Consider the following 17,874-nt stretch of genomic DNA (forward strand, 5'->3'; position numbering starts at 1 on the left):
CCGCAAGCAGCCCACGGTGCCCGTGGCGGCGTCGGCCGCCACCCTGCGGTCGGGTCGGCGCGGGCGGCACAACCCACTGGGAGAGCTCCCATGATTCAGGTCTCAGTTCATCGAGCGTGGGTGGGTTTCGTACATGCGGATCGCGACGACGAGGCCGGAGGCTGCGGTGAGGGCGGCGACGGTCCAGATGGCGGTGGTGAGGCTGTAGGCGTCGGCGAGGATTCCGGCGACGAGTGCGCCGACGGCGAAGCCGCCGTCGCGCCACAGCCGGTAGACGCCGACTGCGCGGGCGCGCCAGGCGGGGTGAGCGACGTCGCCGATGACGGCGAGGAGCGTCGGGTAGACCAGCGCGGTGCCGACGCCGAGCAGGATCTGGGCGGCGGCCCAGACGGAGAAGGTGGTTCCTTCGGCGACGAGGGCGATGGCGGCAGCCTGCAGCAGCATGCCCGCGGTGATGAGGTGTTTGCGGCCGATGTGGTCGGACCACCAGCCGGTGAGCAACTGGCCCGCGCCCCACACGGCGGGGTAGAGGGCGGCGAGGACGCCGATCTGGGCGATGGAGAGGCCGTGGGCGGCGAAGAGCAGGGGGAAGATGCCCCAGGCGAGGGCGTCGTTGAGGTTGTTGACCATGCCGGCCTGGCTGGCGGCGGACAGGGCCTTGTCGCTCAGGCTGGTGAGGCGGGCGATCTGGCCGGTGGTCAACTCGGCTTCCGAGCCTGGTTGTTGGTGGTGTTGCGCGGCCTCGGCGCGGGCGTGTTCGCGGGTCTCGCGGACGGCGAGGGTGGACAGGCCCAGGGCCAGGACGGCATAGGCGGCGCCGACGAGGAAGGGCTCGGGGCGCAGCCCGGCGTGTTCGGCGATGGCGCCGGTGGCCATGGCGGTGACGGCCACCGCTCCGTACCCTGCGGCCTCGTTGAAGCCCATGGCCAGGCCACGGCGCTGCGGGCCGACCAGGTCTATCTTCATGATGACGGTGGTGGACCAGGTCAGGCCCTGGTTCATGCCGAGCAGGACGTTGGCGGCGATGATCCAGGCCCAGGTCGGGCCCCAGGCCAGCATGGCGGGCACAGGCAGGGCGATCAGCCAGCCGGCGATCAGGACCGGCTTGCGGCCGTAGCGGTCGGACCAGGTGCCGGCGAAGAAGTTGGTGATGGCCTTGGTGGCGCCGAAGGCCAGGATGTAGGTGAGGGCGGCGGTGTAGGCGGACAGGTGGAAGACGTCGTCGGCGAGCAGCGGCAGCACGGTGCGTTCCTGGCCGAGCATGCCGCCGACCAGGGCGTTGACCGCGACGAGCAGGGTGAACTGAGCGAGGTTGGCGCGCAGTCCGAGCCGTATGCCGCCGGCGGTTGCGGATGAGGATCCCCCCTGTTCGGGCGGGGCCGAGAACTTCGGGGAGGTCACGCGCCTGCCTCCAACGTGCGGCCGGTGGCTTTCGCCCAGTCGCCCGGTCCGCCGTCCAGGACGGCGAGGCCCTCGTGTCCGGCGCGTGCGAGGAGGCTGGCGGCGGTCATCGCGCGCTCGCCGTGGCCGCAGGCGACCACGGCCCCGGCCGGTGCTTCGTCGGCGTGTCCGGCGAGCTCGCCGAGTTCGATGTGGACCGCGTCCGCGATGTGGCCGGCGAGGTGCTCGGCCCGCTGCCGGATGTCGAGGACCGGACGGCCGGCGATGCGATCGGCGGTGAGCAGGTCGATGGTCTGCTGCTCTCCGCCGTCCGACTGCCAGGCGGTCCACTCCAGGTGTCCGGCCAGCCGCTCGTATCCGATCTTCAGGGCCTGCCAGGTGAGTTCGGCGAGGTCCTGGCCGGGTGCGGTGACGAAGACGAGGGGGGTGGCGTCGGGCAGCAGCCAGCCGAGCCACGTGGCGAACTGGTCGCGCAGCGGGATGGAGATCGCGCCGGGGATGTGGCCGTGGGCGAAGTCCGTGACGGGACGTACGTCGATGATCTGGGCCCCCTGGCCCAGCAGTTGGCGCGTCTCGGCCGCCGAGAGCGCGGCCAGGGTCGGGGCGGCGCTGAGGACCGCGGGGCCGCGCCGGTTGATCTCGCCCAGGCGGTCGAAGTAGGCGGGGTAGGAGCCGAGGCTGCCCAGCAGCTGCCGTACGAAGGTGTCCTCGTCCGATGCGGTGAGCAGGGAGTTGGCCCGCTTCTGGGCGCCGAGGGTGGTGGTGCGTTCGGCGCTGGGCGGGGCGGAGCAGAAGGAGCCGGCGCCGTGGGTGGGCCACACGGCGGTCGTGTCCGGCAGCTGGGTAAGACGCCGCAGGGAGTGGTACTGGGCGCGGGCGAGTTCGTCCGCTCGCTCGGCGCCGAGCAGGTCGGTGCGAGCGGCTGAGCCGACGATGAGGGAGCCTCCGGTGAAGACGCCCAACTCCCGTGTGCCGTCCAGGAGGAGGAAGGACAGGTGCTCGTCGGTGTGACCGGGAGTGGCCAAAGCCCGCAGTATCAGCCCGCCCAGGTCGGTCTCGTCGCCGTCGGCGAGCGCTGTGTGCGGGAAGGCGCGGTGCCCGGCGGCGGAGGCCAGGACGGTCGCGCCGTCGTCGGCGGCGAGCTGGAGCGCACCGGTGAGGAAGTCGGCGTGCAGGTGGGTGTCGGCGGCGTAGGCGACGCTCAGCCCGCGTTGCGCGGCGGCGGTGCGCAGGGCGCGCAGGTCCCGGCTCGCGTCCACCGCCAGGGCGTGCCCGTCGCCCAGGTCGACGAGGTAGGCGCTGTTGCCCAGTCCCTCGTCGACCAGCGGTATCAGGTGGTCGTCGGCGAAGCCCATCGGGTCCTCCAGGTGTCACGGTACGGGCCGGGTGGCCTCCACACTCACCCACCTATACAATATTCCATGGATTTATGGAGGATGCCATGGGAGACCCCGCGCGCAAGTCGGCGCTGTACGACGCCTTCGCCCACACCGGTAAGGCGCTGAGCAGCGGGAAGCGCCTGGAACTGCTCGACCTGCTGGCCCAGGGCGAACGCACCGTCGACGCCCTCGCCAAGGCGGCCGGACTGAACCTGACCACCGCCTCCGCGCATCTGCAGACCCTCAAGCAGGCCGGGCTCGTGACCACCCGCCGCGAGGGCGTACGCATCCACTACCGGCTGGCCGGAGACGACGTCGCCGCCCTCTACGCCCTGCTGCGCCGGGTCGCCCAGACCCACCAGCCCGGCGTCGAGGCCGCCCGCACCGCCTACCTCGGCGACGACCAGCCGGAGGGCGTCGGGCGCGAGGAACTGCTGGCCCGTGCGCAGGCGGGTGAGGTCGTCGTCCTGGACGTGCGTCCGGCCGTGGAGTACGCCGCCGGGCACATCCCAGGCGCGCTCTCCATCCCGGTGGAAGAACTCGCCGACCGGATCGCCGAGTTGCCCGCAGAGGCCGAGGTCGTCGCCTATTGCCGGGGCGAGTACTGCGTCCTGGCCCACGATGCCGTGCGGCTGCTCGCCGCCCGCGGGCGTAGAGCCGTACGGTTGTCCGACGGCATGCTGGAGTGGCGCCTGGCCGACCTGCCGGTGGCCACCGGAGAAGCCGCGTGATCCCCGCGCACCCGGGGCTGCGGGGCGGGCCGGTCTATCTGGACTACAACGCCACCACCCCGGTGGACCCGCGGGTGGTCGACGCGATGCTGCCTCAGCTGGGGCAGTACTTCGGCAACCCCTCCAGCGACCATTCCTACGGCGATCAGCCCCGCCACGCGCTCGATCAGGCACGCGCGCAGGTCGCGGCCCTGATCGGGGCCCGGCCCGACGAGATCGTCTTCACCGGCTCCGGCTCCGAGGCCGACAACCTCGCCCTGCGCGGCACCGTACTGACCGCCACGGCCGACCGACCGCATGTGATCACCCAGGTCACCGAACACCCGGCCGTCCTGGCGACCTGCCGCGCCCTGGAACAATTCCACGGCGCCGAGGTGACGTACCTGTCCGTCGACCACGACGGCCTGGTCGACCCGGCGGCGCTCGCCTCCGCCCTCACCGAACACACGGTCCTGGTCTCGGTCATGGCCGCAAACAACGAGACCGGCGTCCTCCAGCCCATCGCCGAACTGGCCCGCATCACCCGCGCCCACGGGACGCTCTTCCACTGCGACGCCGCCCAGGCGGCCGGGAAAATCCCTTTGGACGTAGGGGAGTTGGGCGTCGACCTGCTGACAGTCGTCGGCCACAAGATGTACGCGCCGAAGGGCATCGCCGCCCTGTACGTCCGCCAGGGCGTCGCCCTCGAACCGCTCGTCTACGGCGGAGGTCAGGAAAGGGGCCTGCGCGCCGGCACCGAGAACGTGGCGCTCGCCGTCGCACTGGGCACGGCCGCCGAACTCGCCGCCGAAGAACTCGCCGACGGGACACCGGCCCGTATGGCCGCCCTCCGAGACGGCCTGCACCGGCGCCTGGCCGACGCCCTGCCCGGCCGCGTCCACCTCAACGGACCCGACACGGGTCGCCTGCCCAACACGCTCAACGCCAGCATCGACGGCACGCTCGGGCACGAACTCCTCGCCACCGCACCCGGACTGGCGGCCTCCACCGGCTCGGCCTGCCACAGCGGCACCCACACCCCCTCGCCCGTCCTGACCGCCATGGGCCTCGACGCGGGCCGCGCGCTCGGGGCCCTGCGACTGTCCCTGGGCCGCTGGAGCACGCCCGAGGACATCGAGACGGCGGCGACCGCGCTGCTCAAGGCGGCTGCCGCGCTATGAGAACGGGCCGTCGGCCCCCTCATGAAAGCGACCAGAAGGGGCTATCGGCCCCACCGTGAGAGCGATGATGAGCAGGAGAGGCATGACCGGCCGCACCTGCCTCGGGCCCATCCCCGACCCCGACCGGGATGTGTACGCGCTCCGTCTGACAGGCGGCGCCCTGGCTACTCGGCCCGACGCGCCATGGCACCCGACGGCCGACAGGACGGGGACGAGACCCGGGGCAGAGCGCAACGGCCTCTCTCGCAGACGCATCCGGTGACGTGGGCGGGGCCTTGGCGCCGTTCGCGGGAGCTGCCCTGGCCGAACCCCTTGGCGGCTACCCCGGCCTGTTCACTGCCCTCGCGCTGGCTTCTGTCGCAGCAGCGCTCCTCGCTCTGGGAAGTGGATCCGGGCACTCCTCGGTCTGGGGCCGCTTGCTGGGCTCCACGGCGGAGAAGGCCAGTGGGCACGCCCCCTGCTCGGTGCTGATCGTGCGCTGATGATTTCGGCGGACTGCCCCCTCCGGCCCATGGCAGGCGGCGGTGGGCTGGCCTGGAATGGCGGAAGGCGCACACTGGAAGAGCACGCCCCTGGGGTGGGAGTGCCGGTGATGGGGCTCACCGCAACCGCGGAGGCGTCCGCTGACGGTCCCTGGTCCAGCCGTGCTGACCAGGAGGAACCATGCCCGCATCCTCGCCCGGCAGCAGCACAGCCTTGCTGCACCGTGCCGTCCGCCTCGTCACACGACTGCGACCTCCTCCCGCTCCGCCCCCAGTGCCGCGCCCGGTCCAGGCGCGGGCGCTGCTCGCCGTGCTGGAGAATGCCGTCGCCGCCCAGCGGCGAGCCGACGCGGCGGTGGCCTCCTGCGGGGAGCCCGGCCCCATCCCCGGGCAGGTCGCCCGGGACTGCAGCGACGCAAGCTCGGCCTTCCTGCGCCTGCGGGCCCGGCTGCGGGAGCTACCACTGTCCGACCCCGACCTCGCGCAGACGCGGGCGTACGCGGGGCGGCTGCTGGACTACGGCCAGTGGATGGTGCACCAGTCGGTGAATATGGCCTTCACCGTGCACCCGGACGCCCGCACGGAGGCGGCCCGGCTGCAGCTGAACGGCCTGGGCCGGCCGGCGGACGATCTGCGGCGGCTGCGCGACACCCTCAAGGCGGAGGAGGACACGCCGTGAGGACAGGTGATCTAGCCCGCCGCCCGCGCGCCGGCCTGGTGGATGCGGACCCGGTCGAGCACCGCTACCGCCTCGGTGTGCTCCAGCACGTCCTGCACGCCGACCAGGAAGCACCGCAGCCGGTCCTCCTCGTCGACGAGCACGACCGCGCACGGGCCCTTCGCCGCCAGGTGGGCAGGGCGCTCGCGGTAGATCCGGCGCTGGGCGCCGAAGCCGGTGAATCCGTGGAAGACGCTCGCCCCGGCCAGGCCCTCGCGATGGGCCCGGTGCACGAGTTCGGCGTAGGCGGGCCGGTGGTGCCACAGCACCGCCCCGTCGAGGTGGATGGTCACACGGACGGCACCGCCGGCATCAGGCATCGCCCACCTCCTCGTGCGTGCCGTTGCGACCGTACTGCCGCGTCGGCAGGGCGAACAGAGCCCGCACCAGGCCGGGTTGACCAGGCCGGCCCCCAAGTGCAGGACACCTATGAGGCAAGGAGGCCGTCGTGGAGTTCGACGTGATCGTGTAGATCCCCCAGGGGTCCCGCAACAAGTACGAGATGGACCACGCACTGCGCCGGATCCGGCTGGACCGGCTGCTGTTCACCTCGACCAGGTACCCGGCCGACTACGGCTACATCGAGCACACCCTCGGCGGTGACGGGGACCCGCTGGATGCCCTGGTCCTGGTCGGTGAGCCGACGTTTCCCGGCTGCCTCATCGAGTGCCGGGCCGTCGGCATGTTCGTGATGAAGGACGAGCACGGCCCGGACGAGAAGGTGCTGTGCGTGCCCGCCCACGACCCGCGCTGGGCGAGTGTGCAGGACATCGGTGACGTCCCCGCTTTCGACCGGCTGGAGTTCACCCACTTCTTCGAGGTCTACAAGGACCTGGAACCCGGCAAGTCCGTCGAGGGCTCCCACTGGGAGGGACGGGAGCAGGCGTACGCGGAGATCGCGGCGTCCCGCCGGCGGGCCACGGACATGGCCGCGGGGAAGGGCTCGTGAGCGTGCCGGGCACGCTGGTCCTGTTGCGGCACGGACAGAGCACCGCCGACGCGGAGGGCCGCTTCACCGGCTGGGCCGACGTCCCGCTGACGGCCCACGGGGGGAAGTAGGCCGCCGCGGCGGCGCAGCTGTTGGCCCGGGACCGATGGGTACCCGACTCCGTTCACACCTCGGTGCTGCGGCGCTCGATCCGCACCGCGGACCTCCTCCTGGAGGAGCTGGACCGCTCCTGGATCCCGGTCCACCGCACCTGGCGGCTCAACGACGCCAGTACGGGGCGCTCACCGACCGCGTCAAACGCGAGGTCCGCCGCGCGGTGGGCCCCGCGCAATACCAGGCGTGGCGCCGCTCGCTCACCGCCGCTCCGGGCCCGCTGCCCGGCAACGAACTCGCCCGTCTGCGCGCGGATCCCCGCTACGCACCTCTGCGGGGCGGCGGGTTGCCCGCGGTGGAGAGCCTGGCCAACATGATCGCCCGGGTCGCCCCGTACTGGGCGGATGTCCTCGCCGGGCAGCTGTGCACCGGACGCCTCGTGCTGGTGGTCGCCCACGGCAACGCGCTGCGCGCCCTGATCGCGGTCCTGGACCGGCTCACCGAGCAGGAGGCCGAGGACCTGAACATCCCCACCGGGGCACCACTGCGCTACGACTTCGACCGCCACCTCCGGCCCCTCGTACGCGGAGGGGGCTAGCTGGACCCCGAAAGTGCCCGAGTGGCCGCAGCGGCCGTCGCCGCCGAAGGCCAGGCTTGAACCGGCAGCCCACGAAAGCGAACCGCCACCTGCTCCGACCGGACGACGGAGGAACCCAGCATGTCGCTGCACATTGCCCACCTGCACGCCGTGGAGATCCTCGACTCCCGCGCCCGCCCCACCCTCGCCGTCACTCTCACCACCGCCGACGGCACCCGCGTGCGCGCCGGGGTCCCCTCCGGCGCCTCCACCGGCACCCGCGAGGCCGTCGAACTCCGCGACGGCGACAAGACCCGCTACAACGGGCAGGGCGTCCTGACGGCCGTCGGCCACGTCAACGGCGAGATCGCCCAGGCCCTCACCGGCCGCGCCTTCACCTCCGCCGCCGACATCGACCGCGCACTGATCGAACTGGACGGCACCGACACCAAGTCCCGGCTCGGCGCCAACGCCATCATCGGGGTCTCCCTCGCCGCCACCCGCGCCGAAGCCACCCTCGCCGGACGGGAGTTGTGGCAGCACCTCGCCCAGACCGCGGGCACGACACCGCGTCTGCCGGTGCCGCACTTCAACGTCGTCAACGGCGGCGCCCACGCCGCCAACAGCCTCGACTTCCAGGAGTTCATGCTCGCCCCCATCGGCGCCCCGAGCCTGCCGGAGGCGGTCCGCGCCGGCGCTGAGGTGTACGCAAGGCTCAAGTCGCGTCTGTCCGCCGACGGCCAGACCACCGGACTGGGCGACGAGGGCGGCTTCGCCCCCGCGATCAACCGCCCCGAAGACGTCCTCCAACTCCTCGTCGACGCCATCACCGACGCCGGATACACACCCGGCCGCGACGGCATCGCCATCGCCCTGGACCCGGCCGCCAGCGAGTTCCGCAACGCGGCCGACGGGCTCTACCGGGTCGCGGGCGACGCGCTGGCCACCGACCAGCTCATCGACCGCTACGAAGCGATCACCGACCGCTTCCCGGTCTGGTCGATCGAGGACGGGCTGGCCGAGGACGACTGGGACGGCTGGGTCCGCCTGACCGAACGCCTCGGCGAGCGCGTGCAGGTGATGGGCGACGACATCTTCGTCACGAACCCGGCCATCATCACCGAGGCGATCAGCAAGAAGATCGGCAACTCCGCCCTGATCAAGGTCAACCAGATCGGCACGGTCACCGAGACCCTGGAGGCGATGCGGATCTGCCGCGAGGCCGGCTACACGCAGATGGTGTCCCACCGCTCCGGTGAGACCGAGGACTCCTTCATCGCCGACCTCGTCGTCGCCACCGGCAGCGGCCAGCTCAAGTCCGGCGCACCGGCCCGCGGTGAACGCGTCGCCAAGTACAACCGGCTCATCGAGATCGCCGCGGCCGAGCCCGCCCTGCCGTACGGGCTGAACCGCTGACGAGCAACGGGGGTAAAGCCGTGGCATCGAGCGGTGGTTCAGGAAGCCCGCCACCCTGACCACCGCTCCGCGGAGTTGTTCACTCGCTTGTGGCGATGGATCCCGCCGGGACCGCTCTGGTCCGAACCGCCTGCCCGGGCCGATGGTTCCTGACCTGGTCAGGAACGCACGCCTTCCTTGAGGTGCGCAGGTGGAATCGCCGCACAGGACCGCGCTCCCCGCACTCAGCCGCCGGCCTGCCCCCACCCCTGCTGCCGCCGATCTCCCACCGCATGTGTCTCCGACACTCCTTGGACGGGCTGGGCCGCGCCCCATGGCGGGCTCCCGCGGGTCCAGCGTCCAGCCCTTTGACGCGGGGTACGTCGAGAAGGTCGTAAAGCCGCCCAGCACACCGGTGCCGAAGAACGGCCGCACCAGCCGGTGTGCCACCCACACATCCGTGATCACCACCATGAAGACGCCGACCACCGCACAGCCCACTGCGTTGATCCACAGGGTGGTCCACGGGAACGCCCCCGACGAGGCCGGCCACAGGAGCGAGGCCCCGTACCGAGCGGAAGCCCCGATGGCTCCGCCGAGCGCCACGACCGCCACGATCGGCCACTGTGCTCGCCAGGACTGCTGCCGCTTGGCGGGCACGTGCAGATCGACGTCGCAAGTAGGGACTGTTGGCGGCACCGGTGCCGCCGTTCGGGTACGGCGAGCCCCACCGCCGCGCCGCGATCACAGACCACGGCCAGAAGCCAGGGTAACGCGGGTGTCTGCTGCGGCGCTTTGGGGTCCACGTTCCGGACCTGTCGCGGCATCTCGATACGTAGCCAAGATAACTCGCTGAGCAGGGATGACGTCCGCCGCCCTGGTCTCATTCGCCCGCGTCCAGCGCCGTACGAAACCCCAATCCGCACCCGCTCCACCCCAGGTCAGAACACCCACGTCCCCCACCGAACCCCCGGACGAAGACTTGGAAAGCGTGTTGGGGGCACCCCCTCACGAGTTCGAATCTCGTTTCCTCCGCCAGTGGCTCTACGGCGCAGTTGGCCCCACCAAAATCGGCCCTACGTGGACCCACGAGCACGTTCGATTCCGGCCCGGCCTGGCCCCACCGTGCACCGTCGGACCTGGCGAGTGGCGGGGCCGCTTCGGACCGGAACTGGGCCTGTCCGCTGTGGGCGGAGCCAGCGCAAGCCGGAGAAGTGGGGCCGCCGCAGAGCGTTAAAGCCACGCCAGTGCCTCACCGGGCACGATGTCGAAGGGCCCCGCTGTTGGGGGTTCCATCTCTGTCTGCGCAGGGGGGCGGATGTTCGTGCAACGCGTCGCCGATGGTGCGAGCGGAACAACGCCGTGCATGTCAGCGAACAGCCCCGGCTGTCGAGGCGGGGGATGCCAGCCCCGCCTTTCCGGCGCGCCCGAGGCGGACGGACAGCACGTCGACGGCCCTCAGTGCGGGCCCGGCCAGAGCGAAGCCGAGGCCCATCACCAGGATGCCGACGGCCGCGTCCATCAGGTAGTGGTTGGCCGTGCCCAGCACGATCAGGGTGGTCGCGATCGGGTAAATCACGCCGAGGGTGCGCACTGGCCAGTGCCGCCCGTAGCGGAAGAGCAGGATGCCGCACCACAGCGACCAGCCGACGTGCAGGCTGGGCATGGCCGCGTACTGGTTGGTGAGGTGGCCCATGCCGCGCGGTGCGCTCGCATCGCTGCCCCACCAGCCGAAGGAGCTGTACAACGCCATGGTGTCGATGAAGCCGTGTCCGCCGCTCAGCAGTCTCGGCGGGGCAGTGGGCAGCACGGTGAAGCCGACCAGGCCGATCAGGGTGGAGATCGTCAGCCAGGTACGGGCCCTGCGGTAGTGCACGGGGTGGCGGCGCCACAGCCAGACCAGAGTGGCGGGAGTGACGATGTAGTGCAGCGAGGCGTATGCGAAGTCGGCGGGCACGCCCAGGAAGGCGTGGTCCGCAAAAAGCCTGTTGAACCAGCCTTCGGGGTCCAGATGTACCAGTTGCTCGTCGTGCAGGATGTCGGCGCCGTGACTCACGGCGTCGCCCACCTCTCCCCTGACCAACAGACGCGCCCCGGAATAAAGGGTGTAGACGACGGCTATGAGCGGCAGTTCCGACCACCAGCGAAGGCGCCCGCGGTAAGCCGCGGCACGGAGTGCGGTGGTGTTGATCGTCATGCGGACGTGTCTCCTGATTCTCCGAAGGCAGCGGGGCGGCGGCCATGGCGTGGGGCGCACCGTCGCCGCTTCACCAGCAGGGACATGGACACCGAACACGTAGCTGACAGAACATATTGATTGCCGAATATATCGGCAACCGAAGAGGTTCGGCGCTGGTACACCGCCCGTTCGCCTTCGTTCGCCCTTCGTTTCGCTCTCCGCTCCTACGTCCACCACCGTCTGCACACGGCAGGCTCACGGATCCGGCGCGGGAGGGTCGTCACCCTCGGCATCGGCCATGTCGTGCGACTCGGGCCCGGCACACCGCCCCTGACCGGGACGGTCGAGGATGACGCACCGGACGGCACAGCCGCTCACACGGTGCTGCGGGGGCGGGAAGCCCATGTCCTGCCCCCGTCGTGTGGGTGCCGTCGCTGCGTCGTAGGATCCTGCCCCGGCAGTGGACCGAACTGTTGCGACCACCGGGGGCTGACAGTGAACAGGGCAGCGAAGAGCGGCGTCATCGGGGCCTGCGCGGTCGCGCTGGGCCTGGGAGGGTTCGGCGCCTACAACATCGCGCACGGCCAGAGCCGGCCGTCGGGCGGCAGGCGGAGGACCGTGACTCCCGCGGCGGAGTCGAGCACACCGCCGCCTGCGGTGGAGGCCGGGACGTTCGCGCGTGGCTTCCTGAAGGACTGGGCCGCGGGACCCGCCCACTACGCGGGGGCGGCGGCCGAGACGGACGCGCCGAAGGGCGCGCGGCAGGCATTGGATGCCTACCACGATGGGGTGAAGCTGCACTCTCTGACGTTCAGCGACGTCACCGCGGCCGGAACCGACCCGCTGCGCCGCAACGCGGTGCGGGTGACCTTCACGGCCACGGCCCGGCTCGCGGCGGGTACGTGGTCGTATCCCGGGGCGCTCGACGTGGTGCAGGACGCCGCCGGGCAGCAGGCGGTGCGCTGGTCGCCCTCGGTCCTGCACCCCAAGCTCGGCGCCGGCCAGAGCCTGCGCCTGGGCCCCCTCGCACCACCGGCTTCGCAGGTGCGGGTCCTCGCGCGGGACGGCAGTACGCGGCTGACGGGTGAGCGGTTCCCCTCTCTCGCGGCCATCGTGTCCACCATCGGAGCGCACACGGCGGCCACCGCGAAGGGCAGGAGCGGCAGCGGCGTGACGGTGGTGAACACCGCCGGGGCCACCGTTGCCACCCTGAAAGTCTTCAAGGAGCCGACGGCCGCGTCCGTGCGCACCACCATCGACGCCGGCCTGCAGGCGGCGGCCGAAAAGGCGGTGCACGACCAGCGGGTGGACGGCAAGCCGGCCGGGGTGGTCGCGCTCGACCGCCGCAACGGCCACATCCGCGCCGTCGCCTACGACGGGCCGGACGGCGACATCGCGATCAACGCGGCCAAGGCGCCCGGCTCCACCATGAAGATCATCACGTCGGCGGCGCTGTTCGACCGGGCGGGCATGACGCCCGACAGCACGGCCCCCTGCAACACGACGCAGGCGGCGTCCGGCCAGGTGTTCCACAACGAGGCGGACGTGCCGGCCAACCCGAACGCCACGCTCCTGCAGGCGTTCGCCGAGTCCTGCAACACCGCCTTCGTCAAGGAGGGTTTCGACCACCTCGTCCACGGCGGTGACGAGGCCGCCGACCTGCACGACGAGGCCCGCGACGTGTTCGGGTTCGGCAGCTGGTCGATCGGCGGGGGCGTGCAGACCACCGACCCGTCCGTCCCCGCAACCCCGTCGGGCGGGGACAAGGCGGCCCAGTTCATCGGCCAGGGCCAGGTCACGGCCAGCCCGCTGGTGATGGCCTCGGTGGCGGCCACGGTCCGCGACGGCGCCTTCCACCAGCCGGTCATCCTGCCCGACCAGCCGCAGACCCCGGCGCCCCACCCTCTGTCGCCCACCACCGCCGACTACCTCCAGCGCATGATGCGCGCGGTGGCCACGAGCGGTACCGCGAGCGCCCGTCTGAGCAGCCTTTCCGGGGTGGGCGCGAAGACCGGCACCGCGGAAGAGGGCGACGGCACCAACGGCTGGCTCACCGCCTACAACGGCGACCTCGCCGTCGCCTCTCTCGTGGAGGGCGGCAGTTCGGGCGTCGGCTCCGCCGGCTACGTCGTATGGGACCTGCTCACCGCAGGGTAGTGATGCGCGGCCGGGCCTCTGCCTTCGCAGCCAGCCCGCTGCTCACCCACCCCCGGATCACCCACCTCCGCACCGGTTGCGTGTTCTCGTCCCTGCCGGTCGCCCACCGATCTGCGCGGTATCGCGCAAACCGCCGCGCGCCCCATCGGTGGGCGTACGCAGCGACTCCGCGTCGCGCCTACGGACGCGTGTCGTCCCCAAGGGCACCGTCCGCCGTGCTCTCTTCCGGCTCGCCGAGGTTCTCGGCGAGCCGGAAGAGAGCCGGCAGTGCGCCCGAGATCGCCCGGCGCTCGGCGCCGTCGAGGGCGGCGAGCGCGGCGTCCATGCGGCGCTCATGGGCGGCGGTCCAGGCGGCGAGCTGCTCCCGCCCGGCGTCGGTGAGGGTGACCACGGAAGCGCGGCGGTCGACCTTGTCGACGTCACGCACGACCAGCCCCGCAGTGATCATCTGTCCGATCAGCCCGCTGACAGTACTGGGAGCCAGACGCTGACGGGAGGCGAGGTCGCTGACACGGGCCGGGGAGTGTTCACCGAGTACCTGCAGCAGTTCGACCTGGGCCATGGGGAGGGTCTCCCACGGGTAGTCGGTGCGGATCGAAGCGCGCAGTGCGCGGCGCAGCCGGGTGACGGCCTCGGTGAGCAGGCGTGCGTCCGGAGCCTGTCCGGCGGAACGGGGCGGAGAGACCTCGGAGTCGGGCTGCGCAGACATGGGCCAAGAGTAGTCGGACCGCGCCCGGGTACAGCCGGGCGTCCGCCGTGTGGCCGCTCCGCCCGCACCGATTCCGAATGCTTCGGTGTCCGATGTAATGTCGTGCGGGTACTCCGGCCGCGGGCCGGGTCCCAGATCACGCGAGAACGGTCGACCTGATGAACGAGGCGTACCTGCCCAGCCCCTCCCAGGGAGTGTGGCACCTCGGGCCACTGCCGATCCGCGCGTACGCGCTGTGCATCCTGGCCGGCATCTTCACCGCCGTCTGGCTCACCGGCCGCCGCTGGGAGGCCCGGGGCGGCCGCCGCGAGGACATCGCGGACATCGCGATCTGGGCGGTACCGTTCGGCATCCTCGGCGGCCGTCTCTACCACGTGATCACCGACCCGGAGCTGTACTTCGCCTCCGGCAAGCAGCCCCTGCACGCGCTGTTCATCTGGGACGGCGGCCTGGGCATCCCCGGCGCGGTGGCGCTGGGTGCGGTCGGTGCCTGGCTCGGCTGCCGCCGCCACGGCGTCAAGCTGTCCGACTTCGCCGACGCCGTCGCCCCGGGGCTGGTGCTGGCCCAGGCGATCGGCCGCTGGGGCAACTACTTCAACCAGGAACTGTACGGCGGCCCCACCCATCTGCCGTGGGCGCTGTACATCGACCCGGCCAACCGCCCCGCCGACTCCCCCTCTGTCGCCCTGTACCACCCGACGTTCCTGTACGAGTCGCTGTGGGACCTCGGCGTGATGGCCCTGCTGCTGTGGCTCGACGCCCGCCATCACCAGCGGCTGCGGCGCGGACGCCTGTTCGCCTGCTACGTCCTGGCCTACACCACCGGCCGGGCCTGGATCGAGGCGCTGCGCATCGACCACGCCAACCACTTCCTGGGCCTGCGCCTGAACGACTACGTCTCCCTCATCCTGTTCACCGGCGCACTGGCATACCTGATCGCCTCCCGGCGTCCGCGCCCTGACGACGACGCCCCGTACCCGGCCCCGGACGCTGCGGATGCCGAGCCGGTGGCCGCCCAGGCGTCCGCGCGGGAGAAGGCGTGAGGGAGGCCACCCAAGCGTCGCCGGCCGCCTCCGGGCACCCGCCGCGTCCAAGAGGGCACATCGGCCCGCTGCTGCCCGCCCGCCTGCGCCCCCTGGACCGGCCCCGGCTGTGGATGGAACTGGCCTGCAGCGGGCTCCTCTACTGGGCCTACACCCTCACCCGCAACGCCGTACCCGCCCACCGCACCGCCGCCCTGCACCGCGCACACGCCATCTGGCACGCCGAGCAGATGCTGCACGTGGACATCGAACTCACCGTCAACCACGCCGCCGACCGGGTCGGCTGGCTGATCGTGGGGATGAACTACTACTACGCCACCCTGCACTTCATCGTCACCATCGGCGTCCTGGTGTGGCTGTACGTCCGCCACCCGGGCCGCTACCGCGCGGTGCGCACCGCCCTCTATACCGCCACCCTGCTGGCGCTGGCCGGCTTCGCGTTCCTGGCCACGGCCCCGCCCCGGTTCCTGGTCGGGCGCGGGTTCATCGACACGGTGGTCGTCCACCACACCTGGGGATCGTGGGCGTCGGGGGACGTTGCCTCCCTCTCCAACCAGTACGCCGCGATGCCCTCGGTGCACATCATCTGGTCCGCCTGGTCCGGCCTCACCCTGGCCTTCCTCGCCCGCCGCACCTGGGTGCGGGTGCTGGGCCTCTGCTACCCGCCGGCGACCTTCACCGTCATCCTGGCCACCGCCAACCACTTCGTGACCGACGCGGCAGCCGGCGCAGCCACCCTCGCGGTCGGCTTCCTCATCCAGCGGCTCCTCACCGGCCGCCCGGCCTACCCAGCTCTACGGCGGAACGCCCTCACGGCCAGCAAGCCCTGACGCAGCGCCAGTACCGCCCAGATTCCGGCGACGGCGGCCAGCCAGCGCGCCTGCAACACCACCGCGCCCGTCACCGCGAGTGCGGCAAACAGGACGTCCAGACCAGTCACCCAGGCGTCCCACACCCACTCGCCGGTGTCCCGGATCACTCTCGCGATCCCCTCACATACCTCGTCATGGCGTCTCCCGCGCGGCTTTCGACTCGCCGTTCGGGCTCAGCCAGGCCGAGGCGACCGCGACGGCCGAAGCGACCGCCAGGACGGCGGCGGCCCAGCGGGCACCCGTCTGGACTCCGCTGTCGCCGGCCAGGTGGAGGGCGAGCGTGACCAGGGCGACACCCAGTGCGGTGCCCAGGCCACGGGTCATGTTGACCAGGCCGCCGCCGGTGCCGGAGGAGCGGGCCGGGATCGCCCCCATGATCATGGTGTTGTTGGCCGGGGTGAAGGTTCCCAGCCCCAGCCCGGCGAGCGCCAGGACCGGCACCAGCCAGGCGATCGTCAGCGGAACAGCCAGCAGTGCCGCCGCGGCGAGGGCGAAGACGCTGGCTCCGGCCAGGCAGCGCATGCGGTCGGTCAGGGAGCGCGGAAGCAGCCGGTCGCCTCCGGTCGCGGCCAGCGCGAACCCGGCCGGCAGCGCCGTCAGCACCGTTCCGGCGGTCAACGCCGAGGTGCCCTGTGCCGTGAGGACGACCGGAACCAGCACCAGCGGTCCGAACAGCACCAGGTACCCGCTCAGCGCTCCGGCCAGTCCGAACGCCACCGCCCGCCCCCGCAGCAGGGCCAGGTCCAGCAAAGGCGCGGCGACCCGCTGCTGCCGCCGGACGAAACCCCAGCCCGCCACGACGGCCACTGCGAACAGCACGGCCATTCCCCAGCCGGGCACCGGCAGTCCGGAGACCGCCGAGACTCCCAGCAGCGCGCTGGTGGTCGCCACCGCCAGCAGGGCCAGGCCCTGCCAGTCGAAGCGCGCCGCCCGGCTACGGGCCCGGGTCCGCGGCAGCAGATAGTGCCCCGCCACCAGCGCGACCAGCCCGATCGGAACGTTCACCCCGAACACCCAGCGCCAGCCCAGCGTCGACACCAGCAGCCCGCCCACCGTCGGACCCAAAGCCAGACCCAGGGCCTGCGCGGCGGCCTGCACCCCCAACGCCGTGCGCATCCGCTCCCGCGGCGCGCTGGTGGTCACCAGCGCCACGCTGTTGGCCTGCATCAGCGCCGCCCCGGCCGCCTGCACCACCCGGAAGCCCACCAGCGCCGCCAGCGACGGCGCCAGCCCACAGGCGGCGGACGCCAACGTGAACACCGCGAACCCGTACAGGTACAGCAGCTTGCGGCCGTGCGCGTCGGCCAGCCGCCCGGCCGGAATCAGCAGCGCCACCAGAGTGAGCAGATAGGCCAGCGACACCCACTCCACCGCCGCCAGCGACGTACGGAACTCTGTACGCAGGCTCCCGTAGGTCAGCGTCACGATGCTCGCGTCCAACTGGCCCATGAACGCCCCGAAGCACACCGTGCCCACCGCCAGCCACCAGGCGTTCGGCCGCGACCGTATCCCTTCCGGACGAGCCCGCTCCACGGTGAGCACGGCGGACCAGCGCCTCCTGGACGGGCGGGGACTGATTCGGGTAGCCATACGCCTCAGGATATATCGGTCACCGAAATGTTTTGCTATCGTTCCATCTCGGGTTCCGCGGCAGCGCCACCCGCACCGCCCAGATGACGGCGCGAGGAATGTCCATGGCGCTGCTGCGGACCTCCCCAACCGGACGAAACGCCCTGACATCAGGGGGAGCCGTGTCAATTGACCTGGACGAGGACGCCGCCATCCTGCGCGTCACCGAGCAGCTCAAGACCTCCCACAGCGATCGCCACACACCCGACGAGATCGAGGCCGCGGTTGCCGAAGCCCGCGAGTCCCAGTGCCCTCCCGATTCGAACGCACATACCCGTCCTCGTGGAACGCAAGGCCCGCCGCATCCTCAGCGAGCTCATCGGCTGAGGAAGAGCCCAGGGGAAGCTACGTGGCGCGCGCTTCGTGGACGCCTGCCCTCTGAATCCCCCTCAGTGATCAT

At 71.7% G+C, this 17,874-nt stretch carries 16 protein-coding genes, 2 pseudogenes and 1 riboswitch; of the genes and pseudogenes, 10 read left to right on the forward strand and 8 right to left on the reverse strand.

Annotated elements, in window-relative coordinates:
• Nucleotides 1–102: 102 nt before the first annotated feature.
• Nucleotides 103–1,401 carry an MFS transporter gene (locus ACIBJH_RS41245; RefSeq protein WP_399122082.1) on the reverse strand — a complete coding sequence of 433 codons (1,299 nt, stop codon included), beginning with the start codon at nucleotides 1,399–1,401 and terminating at the stop codon, nucleotides 103–105.
• Nucleotides 1,398–2,756 carry a rhodanese-like domain-containing protein gene (locus tag ACIBJH_RS41250; RefSeq protein WP_399122083.1) on the reverse strand — a complete coding sequence of 453 codons (1,359 nt, stop codon included), beginning with the start codon at nucleotides 2,754–2,756 and terminating at the stop codon, nucleotides 1,398–1,400. The genes ACIBJH_RS41245 and ACIBJH_RS41250 overlap by 4 nt, the downstream gene beginning before the upstream one ends.
• Nucleotides 2,757–2,842: 86 nt before the next feature.
• Here ACIBJH_RS41250 and ACIBJH_RS41255 point away from each other — a divergent pair, with 86 nt between their 5' ends.
• The 4 genes from ACIBJH_RS41255 to ACIBJH_RS41270 all read left to right on the forward strand — a co-directional run bounded on the left by ACIBJH_RS41255 (nucleotide 2,843) and on the right by ACIBJH_RS41270 (nucleotide 5,832).
• Entirely contained in the window at nucleotides 2,843–3,511 is a 669-nt protein-coding gene (locus ACIBJH_RS41255) for an ArsR/SmtB family transcription factor (RefSeq protein WP_399122084.1), read from the forward strand.
• A complete protein-coding gene (locus tag ACIBJH_RS41260) occupies nucleotides 3,508–4,671 on the forward strand; it encodes a cysteine desulfurase family protein (RefSeq protein WP_399122085.1) in 1,164 nt (387 codons plus the stop codon). The genes ACIBJH_RS41255 and ACIBJH_RS41260 overlap by 4 nt, the downstream gene beginning before the upstream one ends.
• A gap of 263 nt (nucleotides 4,672–4,934) precedes the next feature.
• Nucleotides 4,935–5,153: a universal stress protein gene (locus ACIBJH_RS41265; RefSeq protein ID WP_399122086.1), complete on the forward strand. Its 219-nt coding sequence runs from the start codon at nucleotides 4,935–4,937 to the stop codon at nucleotides 5,151–5,153.
• Nucleotides 5,154–5,334: 181 nt separating this feature from the next.
• On the forward strand, nucleotides 5,335–5,832 hold the full coding sequence (locus ACIBJH_RS41270; RefSeq protein ID WP_399122087.1) for a hypothetical protein: 498 nt from the start codon (nucleotides 5,335–5,337) through the stop codon (nucleotides 5,830–5,832).
• An 11-nt stretch (nucleotides 5,833–5,843) separates the two neighbouring features.
• On the opposite strand, the gene ACIBJH_RS41275 is transcribed toward ACIBJH_RS41270, so the two are convergent.
• Nucleotides 5,844–6,191 (reverse strand): DUF190 domain-containing protein, encoded by a 348-nt coding sequence (locus ACIBJH_RS41275; protein ID WP_399122088.1) that lies wholly within the window; start codon nucleotides 6,189–6,191, stop codon nucleotides 5,844–5,846.
• Nucleotides 6,192–6,343: 152 nt separating this feature from the next.
• On the opposite strand from ACIBJH_RS41275, the gene ACIBJH_RS41280 reads away from it, so the two are divergent.
• From ACIBJH_RS41280 to eno, 3 genes and pseudogenes are all read left to right on the forward strand, one after another.
• Nucleotides 6,344–6,820, forward strand: coding sequence for an inorganic diphosphatase (locus tag ACIBJH_RS41280; protein WP_399122138.1), 477 nt, complete (start codon nucleotides 6,344–6,346; stop codon nucleotides 6,818–6,820).
• Nucleotides 6,817–7,511 (forward strand): annotated as a pseudogene (locus ACIBJH_RS41285) (2,3-diphosphoglycerate-dependent phosphoglycerate mutase). Before ACIBJH_RS41280 ends, ACIBJH_RS41285 begins: the two are co-directional and overlap by 4 nt.
• Before the next feature lie 120 nt (nucleotides 7,512–7,631).
• On the forward strand, nucleotides 7,632–8,906 hold the full coding sequence (gene eno / locus ACIBJH_RS41290; RefSeq protein ID WP_399122089.1) for a phosphopyruvate hydratase: 1,275 nt from the start codon (nucleotides 7,632–7,634) through the stop codon (nucleotides 8,904–8,906).
• A gap of 82 nt (nucleotides 8,907–8,988) precedes the next feature.
• A riboswitch (Fluoride riboswitch) is annotated at nucleotides 8,989–9,065 on the forward strand.
• Between the two features lie 198 nt (nucleotides 9,066–9,263).
• Here eno and ACIBJH_RS41295 read toward each other — a convergent pair.
• Together ACIBJH_RS41295 and ACIBJH_RS41300 are read right to left on the reverse strand one after the other, a co-directional pair.
• Nucleotides 9,264–9,551, reverse strand: a pseudogene (locus tag ACIBJH_RS41295) (fluoride efflux transporter FluC); the annotation flags it as partial.
• 703 nt (nucleotides 9,552–10,254) lie between these two features.
• Nucleotides 10,255–11,082, reverse strand: a complete 828-nt coding sequence (locus ACIBJH_RS41300; RefSeq protein WP_399122090.1) for a phosphatase PAP2 family protein — start codon at nucleotides 11,080–11,082, stop codon at nucleotides 10,255–10,257.
• 477 nt (nucleotides 11,083–11,559) lie between these two features.
• Here ACIBJH_RS41300 and ACIBJH_RS41305 point away from each other — a divergent pair, with 477 nt between their 5' ends.
• Nucleotides 11,560–13,221, forward strand: coding sequence for a penicillin-binding transpeptidase domain-containing protein (locus ACIBJH_RS41305; RefSeq protein ID WP_399122091.1), 1,662 nt, complete (start codon nucleotides 11,560–11,562; stop codon nucleotides 13,219–13,221).
• A gap of 178 nt (nucleotides 13,222–13,399) precedes the next feature.
• Here ACIBJH_RS41305 and ACIBJH_RS41310 read toward each other — a convergent pair whose 3' ends face one another.
• Nucleotides 13,400–13,930, reverse strand: coding sequence for a MarR family winged helix-turn-helix transcriptional regulator (locus ACIBJH_RS41310; RefSeq protein WP_399122092.1), 531 nt, complete (start codon nucleotides 13,928–13,930; stop codon nucleotides 13,400–13,402).
• A 158-nt stretch (nucleotides 13,931–14,088) separates the two neighbouring features.
• Here ACIBJH_RS41310 and lgt point away from each other — a divergent pair, with 158 nt between their 5' ends.
• On the forward strand, nucleotides 14,089–14,973 hold the full coding sequence (gene lgt / locus ACIBJH_RS41315; RefSeq protein ID WP_399122093.1) for a prolipoprotein diacylglyceryl transferase: 885 nt from the start codon (nucleotides 14,089–14,091) through the stop codon (nucleotides 14,971–14,973).
• Nucleotides 14,970–15,803: a phosphatase PAP2 family protein gene (locus tag ACIBJH_RS41320; protein WP_399122094.1), complete on the forward strand. Its 834-nt coding sequence runs from the start codon at nucleotides 14,970–14,972 to the stop codon at nucleotides 15,801–15,803. Before lgt ends, ACIBJH_RS41320 begins: the two co-directional genes overlap by 4 nt.
• Before the next feature lie 174 nt (nucleotides 15,804–15,977).
• On the opposite strand, the gene ACIBJH_RS41325 is transcribed toward ACIBJH_RS41320, so the two are convergent.
• Together ACIBJH_RS41325 and ACIBJH_RS41330 are read right to left on the reverse strand one after the other, a co-directional pair.
• Complete coding sequence (locus ACIBJH_RS41325) at nucleotides 15,978–17,435, reverse strand: MFS transporter (protein ID WP_399122095.1); 1,458 nt, start codon at nucleotides 17,433–17,435, stop codon at nucleotides 15,978–15,980.
• 164 nt (nucleotides 17,436–17,599) lie between these two features.
• Nucleotides 17,600–17,746, reverse strand: a complete 147-nt coding sequence (locus ACIBJH_RS41330) for a hypothetical protein (RefSeq protein ID WP_399122096.1) — start codon at nucleotides 17,744–17,746, stop codon at nucleotides 17,600–17,602.
• Nucleotides 17,747–17,874: the final 128 nt, after the last annotated feature.

The organism is Streptomyces sp. NPDC050548, assembly GCF_044457385.1.
Lineage (GTDB): Bacteria > Actinomycetota > Actinomycetes > Streptomycetales > Streptomycetaceae > Streptomyces.